13 protein-coding genes and 1 pseudogene are annotated in these 14,407 nt (G+C 67.6%); 9 read left to right on the top strand and 5 right to left on the bottom strand.

Annotated elements, in window-relative coordinates:
- Positions 1–12 precede the first annotated feature (12 nt).
- Positions 13–711: a pirin family protein gene (locus PL79_RS16250; protein ID WP_044847745.1), complete on the bottom strand. Its 699-nt coding sequence runs from the start codon at positions 709–711 to the stop codon at positions 13–15.
- 368 nt (positions 712–1,079) lie between these two features.
- Between PL79_RS16250 and PL79_RS16245 the strand changes: the two genes are divergently transcribed.
- From PL79_RS16245 to PL79_RS16230, 4 genes are all read left to right on the top strand, one after another.
- On the top strand, positions 1,080–1,856 hold the full coding sequence (locus PL79_RS16245; protein WP_044847744.1) for an ABC transporter substrate-binding protein: 777 nt from the start codon (positions 1,080–1,082) through the stop codon (positions 1,854–1,856).
- Between the two features lie 228 nt (positions 1,857–2,084).
- The gene (locus tag PL79_RS16240) at positions 2,085–2,774 is read left to right on the top strand and encodes an ABC transporter permease (protein WP_044847743.1); all 690 of its coding nucleotides are present in this window, start codon (positions 2,085–2,087) and stop codon (positions 2,772–2,774) included.
- Positions 2,771–3,484 (top strand): ABC transporter permease, encoded by a 714-nt coding sequence (locus PL79_RS16235; RefSeq protein ID WP_044847742.1) that lies wholly within the window; start codon positions 2,771–2,773, stop codon positions 3,482–3,484. Before PL79_RS16240 ends, PL79_RS16235 begins: the two co-directional genes overlap by 4 nt.
- An 18-nt stretch (positions 3,485–3,502) precedes the next feature.
- Positions 3,503–4,282, top strand: coding sequence for an ABC transporter ATP-binding protein (locus PL79_RS16230; RefSeq protein ID WP_044847741.1), 780 nt, complete (start codon positions 3,503–3,505; stop codon positions 4,280–4,282).
- A gap of 58 nt (positions 4,283–4,340) precedes the next feature.
- On the opposite strand, the gene PL79_RS16225 is transcribed toward PL79_RS16230, so the two are convergent.
- Positions 4,341–4,838 carry a GNAT family N-acetyltransferase gene (locus PL79_RS16225; RefSeq protein ID WP_044847740.1) on the bottom strand — a complete coding sequence of 166 codons (498 nt, stop codon included), beginning with the start codon at positions 4,836–4,838 and terminating at the stop codon, positions 4,341–4,343.
- Positions 4,839–4,981: 143 nt separating this feature from the next.
- Here PL79_RS16225 and PL79_RS16220 point away from each other — a divergent pair, with 143 nt between their 5' ends.
- Together PL79_RS16220 and PL79_RS16215 are read left to right on the top strand one after the other, a co-directional pair.
- The gene (locus PL79_RS16220) at positions 4,982–5,908 is read left to right on the top strand and encodes a LysR family transcriptional regulator (protein WP_044847750.1); all 927 of its coding nucleotides are present in this window, start codon (positions 4,982–4,984) and stop codon (positions 5,906–5,908) included.
- Between the two features lie 570 nt (positions 5,909–6,478).
- Positions 6,479–7,558 carry a porin gene (locus PL79_RS16215; RefSeq protein WP_044847749.1) on the top strand — a complete coding sequence of 360 codons (1,080 nt, stop codon included), beginning with the start codon at positions 6,479–6,481 and terminating at the stop codon, positions 7,556–7,558.
- A 195-nt stretch (positions 7,559–7,753) separates the two neighbouring features.
- Here the strand turns inward: PL79_RS16215 and PL79_RS16210 are convergent, their stop codons facing one another.
- Together PL79_RS16210 and PL79_RS16205 are read right to left on the bottom strand one after the other, a co-directional pair.
- Complete coding sequence (locus PL79_RS16210; protein ID WP_006398637.1) at positions 7,754–8,092, bottom strand: P-II family nitrogen regulator; 339 nt, start codon at positions 8,090–8,092, stop codon at positions 7,754–7,756.
- Positions 8,093–8,195: 103 nt separating this feature from the next.
- The gene (locus PL79_RS16205; protein WP_044847748.1) at positions 8,196–9,917 is read right to left on the bottom strand and encodes an NAD+ synthase; all 1,722 of its coding nucleotides are present in this window, start codon (positions 9,915–9,917) and stop codon (positions 8,196–8,198) included.
- Between the two features lie 109 nt (positions 9,918–10,026).
- Between PL79_RS16205 and PL79_RS16200 the strand changes: the two genes are divergently transcribed.
- Both PL79_RS16200 and PL79_RS16195 read left to right on the top strand, forming a co-directional pair.
- Positions 10,027–11,205 carry a GNAT family N-acetyltransferase gene (locus PL79_RS16200; RefSeq protein ID WP_044847739.1) on the top strand — a complete coding sequence of 393 codons (1,179 nt, stop codon included), beginning with the start codon at positions 10,027–10,029 and terminating at the stop codon, positions 11,203–11,205.
- Positions 11,206–11,285: 80 nt separating this feature from the next.
- The gene (locus tag PL79_RS16195) at positions 11,286–12,200 is read left to right on the top strand and encodes a GIY-YIG nuclease family protein (protein ID WP_044847738.1); all 915 of its coding nucleotides are present in this window, start codon (positions 11,286–11,288) and stop codon (positions 12,198–12,200) included.
- Positions 12,201–12,256: 56 nt separating this feature from the next.
- On the opposite strand, the gene ppa is transcribed toward PL79_RS16195, so the two are convergent.
- Positions 12,257–12,784 carry an inorganic diphosphatase gene (gene ppa, locus PL79_RS16190; RefSeq protein WP_011885693.1) on the bottom strand — a complete coding sequence of 176 codons (528 nt, stop codon included), beginning with the start codon at positions 12,782–12,784 and terminating at the stop codon, positions 12,257–12,259.
- Positions 12,785–13,008: 224 nt separating this feature from the next.
- Here ppa and PL79_RS16185 point away from each other — a divergent pair.
- A pseudogene (locus PL79_RS16185) lies at positions 13,009–14,369 on the top strand (aldehyde dehydrogenase family protein); the annotation flags it as partial.
- Positions 14,370–14,407 lie beyond the last annotated feature (38 nt).

Here is a 14,407-nt window from a genome sequence, read left to right as displayed (position 1 = left end):
CCCCGTTTCATTTCAGGCGACGTCGAACAGCAGCACCTCGGCCGCCCGGCCGCGTGCGAACGCGACCGCTTCTACCCCGGCGATCCGCGCGCCGTCGCCCGCGGCCAGCGCGTGGCCGTTGACCTCCACGTCGCCGCGCACCACGTGCACGTAGGTGCTGCGCCCGGCCGGCACGGCGAATGCCGCCGCCTCGTCGCCATCGATCAGCCCCGCGAAGATCCGCGCATCCGCACGGATCGACAGCGCACCGTCGTCGCCGTCCGGCGACGCGACGAGCCGCAGGCGGCCGCGCTTCTCGTCGTCGGCGAAATGCCGCTCCGCGTAGCCGGGCCGTCCGCCCCGCTCCGCCGGCTGCAGCCAGATCTGCAGCAGATGCAGCACCCGGTCGCGCGACGCATTGGTTTCGCTGTGCATCAGCCCCGTGCCGGCGCTCATCCGCTGGACGCCGCCGGCCCGCACGATGGCGCCGTTGCCGAGGCTGTCGCGATGCGCGAGCGCGCCGTCGAGCACGCAGGTGACGATTTCGAGGTCGCGGCGCGGCTGCATCCCGAAGCCGCGCGTCGGCGCGATCCGGTCCTCGCTCAGCGCGCGCAGCGCGCCGAAGGGCGGATGCGCGGCCCCGGCGGCGCCGGCAAGCGCAAAGCTGTGGCTCGATTCGAGCCAGCCTTGGCGCGTGTGGCAGCGGTCGGCAGCGCGGCGGATCTGGAACATGGGGCGGGCACTCCGGCAGGCAGATATTCTTTCTTCGGGTTTACCTGCACTGTAGGGGCGTGCCGGGCGCGCCACAATCCGCCGCCCGCGCACCGCATCGTTGCACCCGCGAACCCAATCGGCGCAATGCCCGTTGCGAATACCACGATTGCCGCAACGCCCGAATCGAAGAATCGATCGGTCGCGCCGGATTGCCGTTTTCCGGGTATCGCGTTCGGGTAAAATACCGCCCTTTTGGCGTTCGCCCGTCCGGCGAGCGCCGTTGCCTGCGCGCCGAAACACGAATTTTGGCCGTCTAGAATACGCCGCGGCGCCCGGCCCGACCGGCCGCGAGCGCCTCCCCGGAAGTGAGCGACAAAAGGATGGAAATGAAGAAGGCCGCCCTGTGCGCCGCCCTCGCCCTCGTGGCGGGCAGCGCCTTCGCGAAAGAGTGGAAGACCGTGCGGATCGGTGTCGATGCCAGCTACCCGCCGTTCGAGTCGACCGCGCCGAGCGGCGAGATCGTCGGTTTCGACGTCGATCTCACCAAGGAAATCTGCAAGCGGATCAACGTGAAGTGCGTGTGGGTCGCGCAGGATCTCGACGGAATCATCCCCGCACTGAAGGCGAAGAAGTACGACGTCATCGTGTCGTCGCTGACCGTCACGGACAAGCGTCGCGAGCAGATCGACTTCTCCGACAAGGTGTACGACGCGCCCGCGCGGATGATCGCGAAGGCCGGCTCGCCGCTGCTGCCGACGGTCGCGTCGCTCAAGGGCAAGCACGTCGGCGTCGAACAGGGCTCGACGCAGGAATCCTACGCGAAGGCGTACTGGGAACCGCAGGGCGTGACGATCGTTCCTTACCAGAACCAGGACCAGGTCTATGCCGATCTCGGCTCGGGCCGCCTCGACGCGACGCTGCAGGATGAACTGCAGGCCGACTACGGCTTCCTGCGCACGCCGCGCGGCAAGGGCTTCGCGTTCGCCGGCCCGGAGGTGAAGGATCCGAAGACGATCGGCGACGGCACCGCGATCGGCCTGCGCAAGGACGACACGGACCTGAAGCTCAAGATCAACAAGGCGCTGGCCGACATGCACAAGGACGGCACGTACGACCGGCTGTCGCACAAGTATTTCTCGTTCAGCGTCTACTCGGCGCGCTGAGCGCCGACAATACCGGGAAGCGGATGCGGGGGCGGCCCCGCGTCCGGCACGACAGGCAGTCAACCACGCGCCGCCCGCCCCCTCGCCCGCCGCTCGCGCGACGGGCTGGCCCGGCACCGTTGCCGGGGCGGACGGTCATGATACGTACGGGGCGTTCCGCGCAGCTTGGCGGGCGCGTCTTTCGCGGCGCACCGCGTGCGCCGTCCGGGACCACACCAGGGACCACATATGTTTCTACAAGGCTACGGCCCGCTGATCCTCGCCGGCACCTGGCAAACCGTCAAGCTGGCGGTGCTTTCGCTCGCGCTGTCGTTCCTGCTGGGCCTGCTCGGCGCGGGCGCGAAGCTGTCGCGCAACCGCTTCACGAACGGCGCCGGCACCGTCTACACGACGCTGATCCGCGGCGTGCCCGACCTCGTGCTGATGCTGCTGCTGTTCTACAGCCTGCAGATCTGGCTGAACATGGCGACCGACGCGCTCGGCTGGGACCAGATCGACATCGACCCGTTCCTCGCCGGCGTGCTCGTGCTCGGCTTCATCTACGGCGCGTACTTCACCGAGACCTTCCGCGGCGCGTTCCTGTCGGTGCCGCGCGGCCAGCTCGAGGCCGGCAGCGCGTACGGGATGACCAACTGGCAGGTGTTCACGCGGATCATGTTCCCGCAGATGATGCGCTTCGCGCTGCCCGGCATCGGCAACAACTGGCAGGTGCTCGTGAAGTCGACCGCGCTGGTGTCGATCATCGGCCTCGCGGACGTCGTGAAGGCGTCGCAGGACGCCGGCAAGGGCACGCTGCGGTTCTTCTTCTTCACGCTGATCGCCGGTGCGGTCTATCTCGCCATCACGACGATCTCGAACTTCGTGCTGATGTGGCTCGAAAAGCGCTACTCGACCGGTGTCCGCAAGGCTGACCTATGATCGAACTCATCCAAGAATACTGGCGCAACTACCTCTACACCGACGGCTTCCGGATCACCGGCGTCGCGATCACGCTGTGGCTGCTGGTCGTGTCGATCGGCCTCGGCTTCTGCCTGTCGGTGCCGCTCGCGGTGGCCCGCGTGTCGAAGAGGAAGTGGCTGTCGAGCGCCGTGTGGCTCTATACGTACGTGTTCCGCGGCACGCCGCTCTACGTGCAGCTGCTGCTCTGCTACACCGGCCTCTACAGCCTGCAGGTCGTGCGCGGCACGCCGCTGCTCGACGCGTTCTTCCGCGACGGCATGCACTGCACGCTGCTCGCGTTCACGCTGAACACCTGCGCGTACACCACCGAGATCTTCGCGGGCGCGATCAAGGCGACGTCGTACGGCGAGATCGAGGCCGCGCGCGCGTACGGGATGTCCACCTTCACGATGTATCGCCGCGTGATCCTGCCGTCCGCGCTGCGCCGCGCGCTGCCGCTCTACAGCAACGAAGTGATCCTGATGCTGCACGCGACCACCGTCGCGTTCACCGCAACCGTGCCGGACATCCTGAAGATCGCGCGCGACGTGAACTCGGCGACCTACATGTCGTTCCACGCATTCGGCATCGCCGCCCTGCTCTATCTCGTGATCTCGTTCGCGCTCGTGTGGCTGTTCCGCCAGGCCGAGCGTCGCTGGCTCGCGTATCTGCGCCCGCAAGGCAAGTAAGTTTCCGCAGGACTATTCATGAATTCCCAGACTCAGAAGCTTTTCGTCGACGATCTGCACAAGCGGTACGGCGACAACGAGGTGCTCAAGGGCGTATCGCTGAAGGCGAACTCGGGCGACGTGATCAGCGTGATCGGCTCGTCCGGTTCCGGCAAGAGCACGATGCTCCGCTGCATCAACTTCCTCGAACAGCCCAACTCCGGCCGCATCTTCGTCGACGGCGAGGAAGTGCGCACCGCGCTCGACAAGACGGGCGCGCTGCGCGCCGCGGATTCGAAGCAGCTGCAGCGCGTGCGCACCAAGCTGTCGATGGTGTTCCAGCACTTCAATCTCTGGTCGCACATGAACGTGATCGAGAACGTGATGGAAGCGCCCGTCAACGTGCTCGGCATCCCGAAGAAGGAAGCCGAAGACCGCGCGCGCGAGTACCTCGAGAAGGTCGGTCTCGCGCCGCGCGTCGAGAAGCAGTATCCGTCGCACCTGTCGGGCGGCCAGCAGCAACGTGTCGCGATCGCGCGGGCGCTGGCGATGCATCCGGACGTGATGCTGTTCGACGAGCCGACGTCGGCGCTCGACCCGGAACTGGTCGGCGAAGTGCTGAAGGTGATGCAGAAGCTGGCCGAGGAAGGCCGCACGATGATCGTCGTCACGCACGAGATGGGCTTCGCGCGCAACGTGTCGAACCACGTGATGTTCCTGCACCAGGGACGCGTCGAGGAAGAAGGCGTGCCGTCCGAGGTGTTCGCGAACCCGAAGAGCGAACGCCTGCGCGGGTTCCTGTCGGGCAGCCTCAAGTAACGCGCGCTCCCCTGCGTCGCACTGCACGAACGGGCGCCATGAGGCGCCCGTCTTGCGTTTACGCGGCGTCCACCGGCGCGCCGTCGGCGAACGCGCGCAACGCGTCGCCCGCGAGCCGGTAGCGCACCCATTCGCTCTGCGGCGCGGCGCCGACGCTTTCGTAAAAGCGGATCGCCGGCTCGTTCCAGTCGAGCACGCTCCATTCGAAACGCCCGCAGCCGGTATCCACCGCGACGCGCGCGAGCGCCTTCAGCAGCCGCAGCCCGGCGCCCGCGCCGCGAAAGCGCGGCGACACGTACAGATCCTCGAGATACAGGCCCTGGCGGCCGAGCCACGTCGAATACGAGAAGAAATACACGGCGAAGCCGGCCGGCTCGCCGTCGACCTCGCAGATCAGCGCACGCGCGGGTGAACCTTCGCCGAACAGGCTGCGCTCGAGCGACGCAGGCGTCGCGACCACTTCATGCTCCGCCTTCTCGTAGATGGCCAGTTCGGTGATGAAACGCAGGATCTGCGGCACGTCGGCGACGGTGGCCGAACGGATGTCGATTTGCACGGTGGGGAGCCCTCCTTCGGCCCGGACTGAAAACGGAATGCGGCGGCGCTCGCTCGCGCAATCGCGCGTGACGCCGCCCGGATCGACATGCTACGTTCACGAGACAACTGCAGGAAGTGCAGTTTCTTCATCCTGACATGAACATGATGCATCCAGAGCTGCGCCGTCTCGACCTGAACCTGCTGCTCGCGTTCGACGCGCTGTACCGCCACCGCTCGGTCGCCGCGGCCGCGCACGAGCTGGCGATGAGCCCGTCCGCGCTCAGCCACGCGCTCGCCCGGCTGCGCGAAGCGATCGGCGATGCGTTGTTCGTACGCCTCGGCAACGAGATGCAGCCGACCGTGCGCGCCGACGACATCGCCACCTGGGCCGGCGACGCGCTCGACACGATGTCGAAGGGGCTCGCTCGCGCACGCCGCTTCGATCCCGCGCAAAGCGACCGCACGTTCGTGTTCGCCGCGAGCGACTACACGGCGTTCGCGGTGCTGCCGGCGTTGCTCGCGCGTATCGAGCAGGTCGCCCCGCGGCTGCGGATCCGCGTCGTCCACTCCGACCGGAAGATCTCGATCGACGAACTCGCGGCCGGCCGCATCGACTTCGCGCTCGGCTATCACGAGGAGTCGGCCGCCGACGCGCCGGGCATCGAGGATTTCGACTGGTTCTCGGACGACTACGTGGTGATCGCGAGCGCCACGCATCCGGACATCCGCCGGCGGCTGACGCTCGACCAGTACCTCGCGGCACGCCACGTCGTCGTCACGCCGTGGAACGAGTCGCGCGGCGTCGTCGACTACGTGCTCGACCGGCTCGGCCTCGCGCGGCAGGTCGCCGTGCAGTTGCCGAGCGTGCTGGCCGCACCGTTCGTGATCGCGGAATCGGCACTCCTGATGACGGTGCCGAACCGTGCCGCACAGGCACTGCGCCACGCGGCGCCGATCCGCATCTTCCCCGCGCCGTTCGAGATCCCGCGCTACACGGTGAAGGTCTACTCGCACGCGAAGCATGCGCGCACCGACGCGCACCGGTGGCTGCGCGCGCAACTGCTCGACGTCCGGCCGGCGGGCGGTTGAGTTCGACGCTGCGGTGCGGCGCGCGGAGCGCCCCGCCGCACCAGCGTTTCCGGCGCCCGGGCGGCGGCGGACCACCGCCAATTCATTACGAAATACTTACCAATTCCGCACGTGCGGCGCTTACGCTCGCGCCCCGGCAACGTCAATAGTGACAATCCTTGACCCACCGGCGCCGAATCCGTGTCTCCCTTGTCTCACAAGGGTTTTCCGGGAATCGACGGCCCCTTGGTCACCCGCTGCGCACTGTGTTGCATGGCAAATTGGCGACACGTGTTAGTCAAACAACGATTTCCATCGCCACAAAATTGTATTTTTGCTAAATTAGTAACCAAAGTAGCAAAACGAAGTTCGTGAAATGTAGTTTAGCTTCACGACACAACAAGGAGACCCCGCAAGCCGACCCGGCCGCGCGGGACCGCTCAACGGTTTTCCGTCCGCTTGCCCGCGTGCCGCGCTTACCGGCTCTGCACGAGGTCTCCCTGGTTATCCCGCTTTTCGCTTTTGCCCGGCGCTCGCTGCTCCGGGCATCTCGTGCAGTCTGGGTTGACTTTTTGACAGGGTATGGAGGAGATGATGAAGAAAGCTTTGGTCGCGGCCGCGCTGATGGCTGCTGGGGTGGTTACGGCGCACGCGCAGAGCAGCGTCACGCTGTATGGTCGCCTGGATGCCGGCCTCGAGTACCTGAACGGCCTGCAGAACGGCCACCAAGTGCGCGCGGAAAGCGGCGACTGGGGCACGAGCCTGTGGGGCTTGAAGGGCAGCGAGGACATCGGCGGCGGCAACAAGGTCCTGTTCCACCTCGAAGGCGCGTTCAACACGATGACGGGCGGCTTCAGCGGCTCGATCTGGGATCGTTTCGCGACCGTCGGCATCTCCAACGACCGCTACGGTACGCTGCTGCTGGGTCGCGAACTCGCGATCGCGAACGGCGTGTGGGACTTCGATCCGCTGGGCCAGTCGAGCTGGTCGTCGGCATCGCTCGTGCGCGGCCGCAACTGGAACAAGACCAGCAACAACGTGTCGTACCAGTCGCCGCAGTTCTACGGCCTCGACTTCTACGGCCAGTTCGCGTTCTCGAACTCGACCAGCTTCAACGGCAACACGACGGCCGGCCAGCCGGGCCGTGCAGCCGGCGCACAGGTCACGTATACGAACTCGCTGTTCCAGTTGCGCGGCATCTACGACGAAACGCGCGACAGCAACGGCCGCTTCTCGGACGTGTTCAACTACTCGCGTGAATACTTCGCGGGCCTGAACGTGTTCCTCGGCCAGTTCAAGCTGCAGGCGGCTTACCAGTCGTCGCATGCTGACGGCAGCGGCGGCCCGGCCGTCAACAACGGCATCACCGGCACCCAGCAGGTCTGGGGCGGCGTGACGTGGCAGGCCACGCCGGCGGCAGCGCTGATCGCGGCCGTGTACCACGTGAATGCCAACCACGGCGGCGGCAACGCGAACATCTACACGGTCGGCGGTTCGTACAACATCTCGAAGCGCACGCTGTTCGACGTGCAGGTCGCGACGGTGCGCAACAGCTCGACGGCCAACTTCGGCCTGAACGCGAACGGTGCAGGCACCGCCGTGTCGACGGGCAACCCGCATCCGGGCGGCAGCCAGACCGGCGTCTACGCCGGCATCCAGCACCTGTTCTGATCAGGCGCCGTCCAGAGAACGATTCGACAACACTTTCCACGCTGCTGCGAGAGGCGCGTATCGGTGCGGTACCCTCCCGGGTATCCGCACCGTTTTTTATTGGCGGGCCGGGATCGTGCGATCCGCGGCCCGCTCTGCCCGCTCTGCCCGCTCTGCCCGCTCTGCCCGCTCTGCCGAACGGGCCGGATGCGGCGCTCAGACCGCCGCTTCGTTCTCTTCGCCGGTGCGGATGCGGATCACGCGCTCGACGTCCGACACGAAGATCTTGCCGTCGCCGATCTTGCCCGTGCGCGCCGCGCCGATCACCGCGTCGATCACCTGGTCGACCTGCGCTTCCGCGACGACCACCTCGATCTTCATCTTCGGCAGGAAGTCGACCACGTATTCGGCGCCGCGATACAGCTCGGTGTGCCCCTTCTGGCGGCCGAAGCCCTTCACTTCCGTCACGGTCAGGCCGGTGAGGCCCACTTCGGCGAGCGCTTCGCGGACTTCGTCCAGCTTGAACGGCTTGATGATGGCGGTGATGCGTTTCATGATGGTTGTCCCTCAATGCTCGTTTGGATGAAAAATCGCAATCCCGATTTTAAGCCGTAAGTGTAAGCCGTAAGCCGGCCGGCCGCGCACGGCGCGGCACGGCTCAGTCGAGACGTTCGGTAAAGCGTGACGTGATCGGATAGCGCCAGTCGCGTCCGAACGCGCGATGCGTGACGCGAATGCCGATCGGCGCCTGGCGGCGCTTGTATTCACTGATCTTGATGAGCCGCGTCACGCGCGCGACGTCGGCCTCCGCATAGCCGGCCGCGACGATCTCCGCGAGCGGCCGGTCCTCCTCCATGTACATCCGCATGATCGCGTCGAGCACGTCATACGGCGGCAGGCTGTCCTGGTCCGTCTGGTTCTCGCGCAACTCGGCCGACGGCGCGCGCGTCAGGATCCGCTCGGGGATCACGTCGCGCAGCCCGTAGTCCGCAGTGGCGTTGCGATAGCGGCACAGCCGGTAGACCAGCGTCTTCGCGATGTCCTTGATCACCGCGAAGCCGCCGGCCATGTCGCCGTACAGCGTGCAGTAGCCGACCGCCATCTCGCTCTTGTTGCCGGTCGTCAGCACGATCGAGCCGAACTTGTTCGACAGCGCCATCAGCAGCGTGCCGCGGATGCGCGCCTGGATGTTCTCTTCCGTCGCGTCCTCCGCGCGGCCCGCGAATTCGCCCGCGAGCGCCGCGCGGAACGCGTCGAACATCGGCGCGATCGCGATCTCGTCATAGCGCACGCCGACGCGCCGCGCCATCTCCGCCGCGTCGGTGGTCGAGATGTCGGCCGTGTAGCGCGACGGCATCATCACCGCGCGCACGCGCTCGGGCCCAAGCGCGTCGCAGGCGACCGCGAGCACCAGCGCCGAATCGACGCCGCCCGACAGCCCGATCAGCACGCCGGGGAAACCGTTCTTGCCGATGTAGTCGCGCACGCCGGTCACGAGCGCGCGATAGACCTGCGCGTCGACCGGCAGTTCGGGCGCGATCGCACCCGGCAGCGGGCGCGCGCCGTCGAACTCGACGATCGCGTGCCCTTCGTCGAACTGCGGCATCTTCGCGACGAGCGCGCCCTCGCCGTCGAGCACGAACGAGCCGCCGTCGAACACGAGCTCGTCCTGGCCGCCGACGAGGTTCACGTACACCATCGGCAGCCCGGTTTCGCGGATCCGCGCGCGCAGGATGTCGATGCGCAGCGCTTCCTTGTTCATGTGGTACGGCGAACCGTTCGGGATCAGCAGCACCTGCGCGCCGGCGGCCTTCGCGATCTGCGCGGCCGACGCATGCCATGCGTCCTCGCAGATGATCACGCCGTATCTGACGCCGTCGAGCTCGAACACGAGCGGCTCGGTGTCGGTCGCGAAGTAGCGCTTCTCGTCGAACACGTCGGCGTTCGGCAGATCCTGCTTGCGGTAGGTGCCGACGATCTCGCCGCCGACGATCAGCGATACCGCGTTGTAGGTGTCGGCCGGCGGCACGCCGCGCTCGATCGGGCGGTTTGCATTACCATCGACGGCTGGCGCGTGCGGAGCGCCGCCCGACGGATCGCCGCCCGCGCTGCGCAACGGATGGCCGACCAGCACCGCGAGCCCGTCGAACGCACGCAGCGCATCGGCGAGCGCGTCGAGCGCGGCGGCCGCCGCCGTGTAGAACGCGGGCCGCAGCAGCAGGTCTTCCGGCGGATAGCCGGACAGCGCGAGTTCGGGCGCGATCATCAGGCGCGCACCATCGTTGTGCGCGGCGCGGGCGGCCGCGACGATCCGCGCGACGTTGCCGGCGAAATCGCCGACGGTGACGTTGATCTGGGCGAGAGCGAGTCGGGTCTTCATGACGGGATCGGCGCAGCCCGGCGGCGCGCCCTGAACGGCTGACGAAAACGCCTCGGAAGCGGGCCACGGCGGCACGCATCCGGCGGCATCCAACTGTACGGATTCACGCTTGAAACACGAACGCATCGATTATCGCACGGGCATCCTGTCGTCCCCCGCGGAGGTGCCGGCCGACGAATGGAACGCGCTGCTCGAGCGCGACGCGCAGCCGACGCCGTTCCTGCGCCACGAATTCCTCGACGCACTGCACGTCGCGCGCTGCGCGGTCGACGACACCGGCTGGTCGCCGCACTTCGTCACGCTGACCGACGCGCGCACCGGCCGGCTCGCGGCGGCCGCGCCCGTCTACGCGAAACAGCATTCGTACGGCGAATACGTGTTCGACTGGGCGTGGGCCGACGCGTACCAGCGCAACGGGCTGTCCTACTATCCGAAGCTGCTGTGCGCGGTGCCGTTCACGCCCGTGCAGGGCACGCGCCTGCTCGCGGCCGACGACGACGCGCGCCGCCGGCTCGCGGCCACGCTGCTCGCGTTCGCCGAGCAAAGCGACGTGTCGTCGCTGCACGTGCTGTTCCCGACCGGCGACGAGGCGCGGCTGCTCGAGTCGATGGGGATGATGTTGCGCGAAGGCGTGCAGTTCCACTGGCTCAACGACGGCTACCGCGACTTCGACGACTTCCTCGGCACGCTCGAGCAGAAGAAGCGCAAGAACATCCGCGCGGAACGTCGCAAGGTGCGCGATGCCGGCGTCACGTTCCGGCGACTCGCCGGCGAGCAGATCACCGACGCCGACTGGCGCGTCTTCTCGCGCTGCTACCGGCAGACCTATCGCGAGCACTATTCGAGCCCGTACCTGAATCTCGACTTCTTCCGCGCGATCGGCGCGACGATGCCGGAGAACCTGCTGCTCGTGATCGCCGAAGCCGACGGCAAACCGATCGCGAGCTCGCTCGCCGTCTACCGGCGCGGCGCGAACGGCCGCGGCGGCACGCTGTACGGCCGCTACTGGGGCGCGCTCGAACACGTGCCCTGCCTGCATTTCGAAACGGCCTACTACCAGTTGCTCGAATTCTGCATCGAGGCCGGGCTCGACACGTTCGAGGGCGGTGCGCAAGGCGAGCACAAGCTCGCGCGCGGCTTCCTGCCGACCGTCACGCATTCCGCGCACTGGCTCGCGCACCCGGCGTTCTCCGATGCGGTCGCGCGCTTTCTCGAACGCGAGACCGAGCATATCCACGCGTACGTCGACGAGCTGCGCGAGCACGATCCGTTCCGGCGGGGGCCGTGACGGCGGGCGCGAATCATGTCGCTTGCGGCGGCACGCGCCAATTCTGAGACACTGACGGCTTCGCATCCCGCCGCCTCCCCATGTCCTGGTTTCTGTATCTGATCGAGTGTGCCGACGACAGCGTCTACACCGGCATCACGACCGACGTCGCCGCGCGCTTCGACGAGCACGCAGCCGGCAAGGGCGCGCGCTATACGCGCTCGCGCAAGCCGCGCGCGGTGCTCGCGTCGTTCCCGCTGCCCGACCGGTCGATCGCGTCGCGCGCCGAGTACTGGGTGAAGCGGCTGACCGCCGCGCAGAAGCGCGAACTGGCGGCAGGATTGCGGACGCTGGAATCGGTGCTGCCGGCCGGGATGTCGATCGACGGGGAAGTCGATGCGGACGGTTTGAAGGCCGGCACGCGGCGTCGGAAGAAAGTGATGAAGAAGGCGCCGCAGCCCGCCGAAATCGCGATGCAGGCGGTCGAAACGGAACGACCCGTGAAGAAAGCCGCGAAGGCCGGTAGTGACGGGAAAGCATCGCGGTCCGGCAAGACCTCGAAGTCCGGGCAAAGCGCGCAGGCTCGTGCGAAGACGAAAGCAGCTCCAGCCAGCAAGCGTGCGACGAACGGCGACGCTGCCGAAGCAAAAAAGGCCGCGTCGCGCAGCACGGCGGCAAAGCAGGACGAGCCTGCCGTCAACTCGACGCCGAAACGGAAAGCGCCGGCGGCCGGCGGCAAGTCCGTCGCGAAGGCACGCGCCGGCAGCGCTTCAACATCGCCGGCGCGCCGCGGTGCGTCGGCGGCCGGAATGGCCAGAACCGAAGCCGTCGAAGCCGCTGCTCCGGCCACCACCGAGCGCGGCGCAACGGGCGCCACTCGCTCAACCGGCGCAACGCGAGCGAAGCGTACGAAAACCTCGCCGAACCCCGCCGCGCTGCCAGCGCCCACCCGCACACGAAAGAACACCACCATCGGCGCCAAACCGCGCACAAAACAAAACCGCGCGGCCTCCTGAGGAGACACGCGCGGTTTGCGTTCCGAACGAGCCGGCCGCGAGGCCGGCCAGCCGGCTTACTTCTTGTAGTTCGCGGCGCCGTCGGCGATTTCCTTGTGCGCGGCGTCGATGCCGGCCCAGCCTTCGACCTTCACCCACTTGCCCTTCTCGAGCGCCTTGTATTGCTCGAAGAAGTGCTTGATCTGGTCCTTCAGGTACTCGGGCACGTCGTCGATCGACTTCAGGTTCGCCGTCATCGGGCAGACCTTGTCGTGCGGCACGGCGACGAGCTTCGCGTCGACGCCCGACTCGTCGGTCATCTGCAGCATGCCGAGCACGCGCGAACGCACGATCGAGCCGGCCAGCAGCGGGAACGGCGTGATCACCAGCACGTCGACCGGATCGCCGTCGCCCGACAGCGTCTGCGGGATGTAGCCGTAGTTCACCGGATAGCGCATGCCGGTACCGATGAAGCGGTCGACGACGAGGAGACCCAGCTCCTTGTCCGCCTCGTACTTCACCGGATCGCTTTGCGCGGGGATCTCGATGATCACGTTGAAATCGTGCGGCAGGTCCTTGCCGGCCGGAACATGATTGAAGCTCATAGCGCTCTCTGTTGGTCGATGGAATTCGGGACAGGGGCGCCGCGGCCGTTGCACCGCCGCGGGCGTCCCCGCAGGGAATGCGCCATTATAGCCAATCGACCGGTGGCGTCCGGATGACGATCGGCGCGATAATCGTTCCGGATGTCCGGCCATCGAACCCCGGGTGATGTTGCATGGAAGCCGAGTAGGCGCTAAAGCGCCAACTCGGGTCGACAGGAGCACGCATGGAAGAAGCGAAGCACTTCATCGCAGGCGAATGGACGTTGCCCGCGCAACTGGAGACGATTCCGGTCGTCGACCCGTCCGACGGCCAGCCGTTCGCGACGATCGCGCGCGGCACGGCGCCCGACATCGAACGCGCGGTCGCCGCCGCCCGCGACGCGTTCGCGGGCCCGTGGGGCGCGGCGAGCGCCGCCGAGCGCGGCCGTGTGCTGATGCGGCTGTCCGCGCGCGTCGCCGACCATCTCGAGGAACTCGCCGCGATCGAGGCACGCGACACCGGCAAGCCGCTGAAGCAGGCGCGTGCCGACGCCGCCGCGCTCGCCCGCTACTTCGAGTTCTACGCGGGCGCCGCCGACAAGCTGCACGGCGAAACCCTCCCCTATCAGGCCGGCTACACGGTACTGACGGTGCGCGAGCCGCACGGCGTCACCGGCCACATCGTGCCGTGGAACTACCCGATGCAGATCTTCGGGCGCAGCGTCGGCGCGGCGCTCGCGGCCGGCAACGCATGCGTCGTGAAACCGGCCGAGGATGCGTGCCTGTCGGTGCTGCGCGTGGCCGAACTCGCCGCCGAAGCCGGGCTGCCGGCCGGTGCGCTGAACGTGGTCACCGGCTACGGCCATGAAGCGGGAGCGGCACTCGCGCGCCATCCCGGCATCGATCACATCTCGTTCACCGGCTCGCCCGCGACCGGCAAGCTGGTCACGCAGATGGCCGCCGAAAACCACGTGCCCGTCACGCTCGAGCTCGGCGGCAAGTCGCCGCAGATCGTGTTCGCCGACGCCGATCTCGAAGCGGCACTACCGTGCTCGTGTCGGCGATCGTACAGAACGGCGGGCAGACCTGCTCGGCCGGCAGCCGCGTGCTGATCGAGCGCGCGGTGTACGAGCCGCTCGTCGAACGGCTCGCCACCGCGTTCAACGGGCTGCGGGTCGGCCCGAGCCGCGCGGATCTCGACTGTGGCCCGCTGATCAACGCGAAACAGCAGCAGCGCGTGTGGGACTTCCTGTCCGACGCGCAGCACGACGGCATCCCGATGGCCGGGCACGGCCAGGTCGTCGCCGACGCGCCCGAAAGCGGCTTCTACCAGGCGCCCGCGCTGCTGCGCGACGTGCCGGCGTCGCACCGGCTCGCGCAGGAGGAAGTATTCGGCCCGGTGCTCGCCGCGATGCGCTTCGTCGACGAAGACGAAGCGGTCGCACTCGCGAACGGCACGCCATACGGCCTCGTCGCCGGCATCTGGACCCGCGACGGTGCGCGCCAGCTGCGTCTCGCGCGCCGCCTGCGTGCCGGCCAGGTGTTCATCAACAACTACGGCGCGGGCGGCGGCGTCGAGTTGCCGTTCGGCGGCGTCGGCCACTCGGGCCACGGCCGCGAGAAAGGCTTCGAGGCGCTGTACGG

It is taken from the genome of Burkholderia sp. USMB20, assembly GCF_000949135.2.
Lineage (GTDB): Bacteria > Pseudomonadota > Gammaproteobacteria > Burkholderiales > Burkholderiaceae > Burkholderia.
The sequence above is the reverse complement of the archived record's forward strand: the minus strand, read 5'-3'. Positions and strand labels throughout refer to the sequence as shown.

Coding starts and splice junctions, on each gene's coding strand:
- PL79_RS16240 (WP_044847743.1), top strand. CDS start 2,085: ATGTTTCTACAAGGCTACGGCCCGCTGATCCTCGCCGGCACCTGGCAA.
- PL79_RS16215 (WP_044847749.1), top strand. CDS start 6,479: ATGATGAAGAAAGCTTTGGTCGCGGCCGCGCTGATGGCTGCTGGGGTG.
- PL79_RS16235 (WP_044847742.1), top strand. CDS start 2,771: ATGATCGAACTCATCCAAGAATACTGGCGCAACTACCTCTACACCGAC.
- PL79_RS16220 (WP_044847750.1), top strand. CDS start 4,982: ATGATGCATCCAGAGCTGCGCCGTCTCGACCTGAACCTGCTGCTCGCG.
- PL79_RS16245 (WP_044847744.1), top strand. CDS start 1,080: ATGAAGAAGGCCGCCCTGTGCGCCGCCCTCGCCCTCGTGGCGGGCAGC.
- ppa (WP_011885693.1), bottom strand. CDS start 12,784: ATGAGCTTCAATCATGTTCCGGCCGGCAAGGACCTGCCGCACGATTTC.
- PL79_RS16205 (WP_044847748.1), bottom strand. CDS start 9,917: ATGAAGACCCGACTCGCTCTCGCCCAGATCAACGTCACCGTCGGCGAT.
- PL79_RS16210 (WP_006398637.1), bottom strand. CDS start 8,092: ATGAAACGCATCACCGCCATCATCAAGCCGTTCAAGCTGGACGAAGTC.
- PL79_RS16230 (WP_044847741.1), top strand. CDS start 3,503: ATGAATTCCCAGACTCAGAAGCTTTTCGTCGACGATCTGCACAAGCGG.
- PL79_RS16195 (WP_044847738.1), top strand. CDS start 11,286: ATGTCCTGGTTTCTGTATCTGATCGAGTGTGCCGACGACAGCGTCTAC.
- PL79_RS16250 (WP_044847745.1), bottom strand. CDS start 711: ATGTTCCAGATCCGCCGCGCTGCCGACCGCTGCCACACGCGCCAAGGC.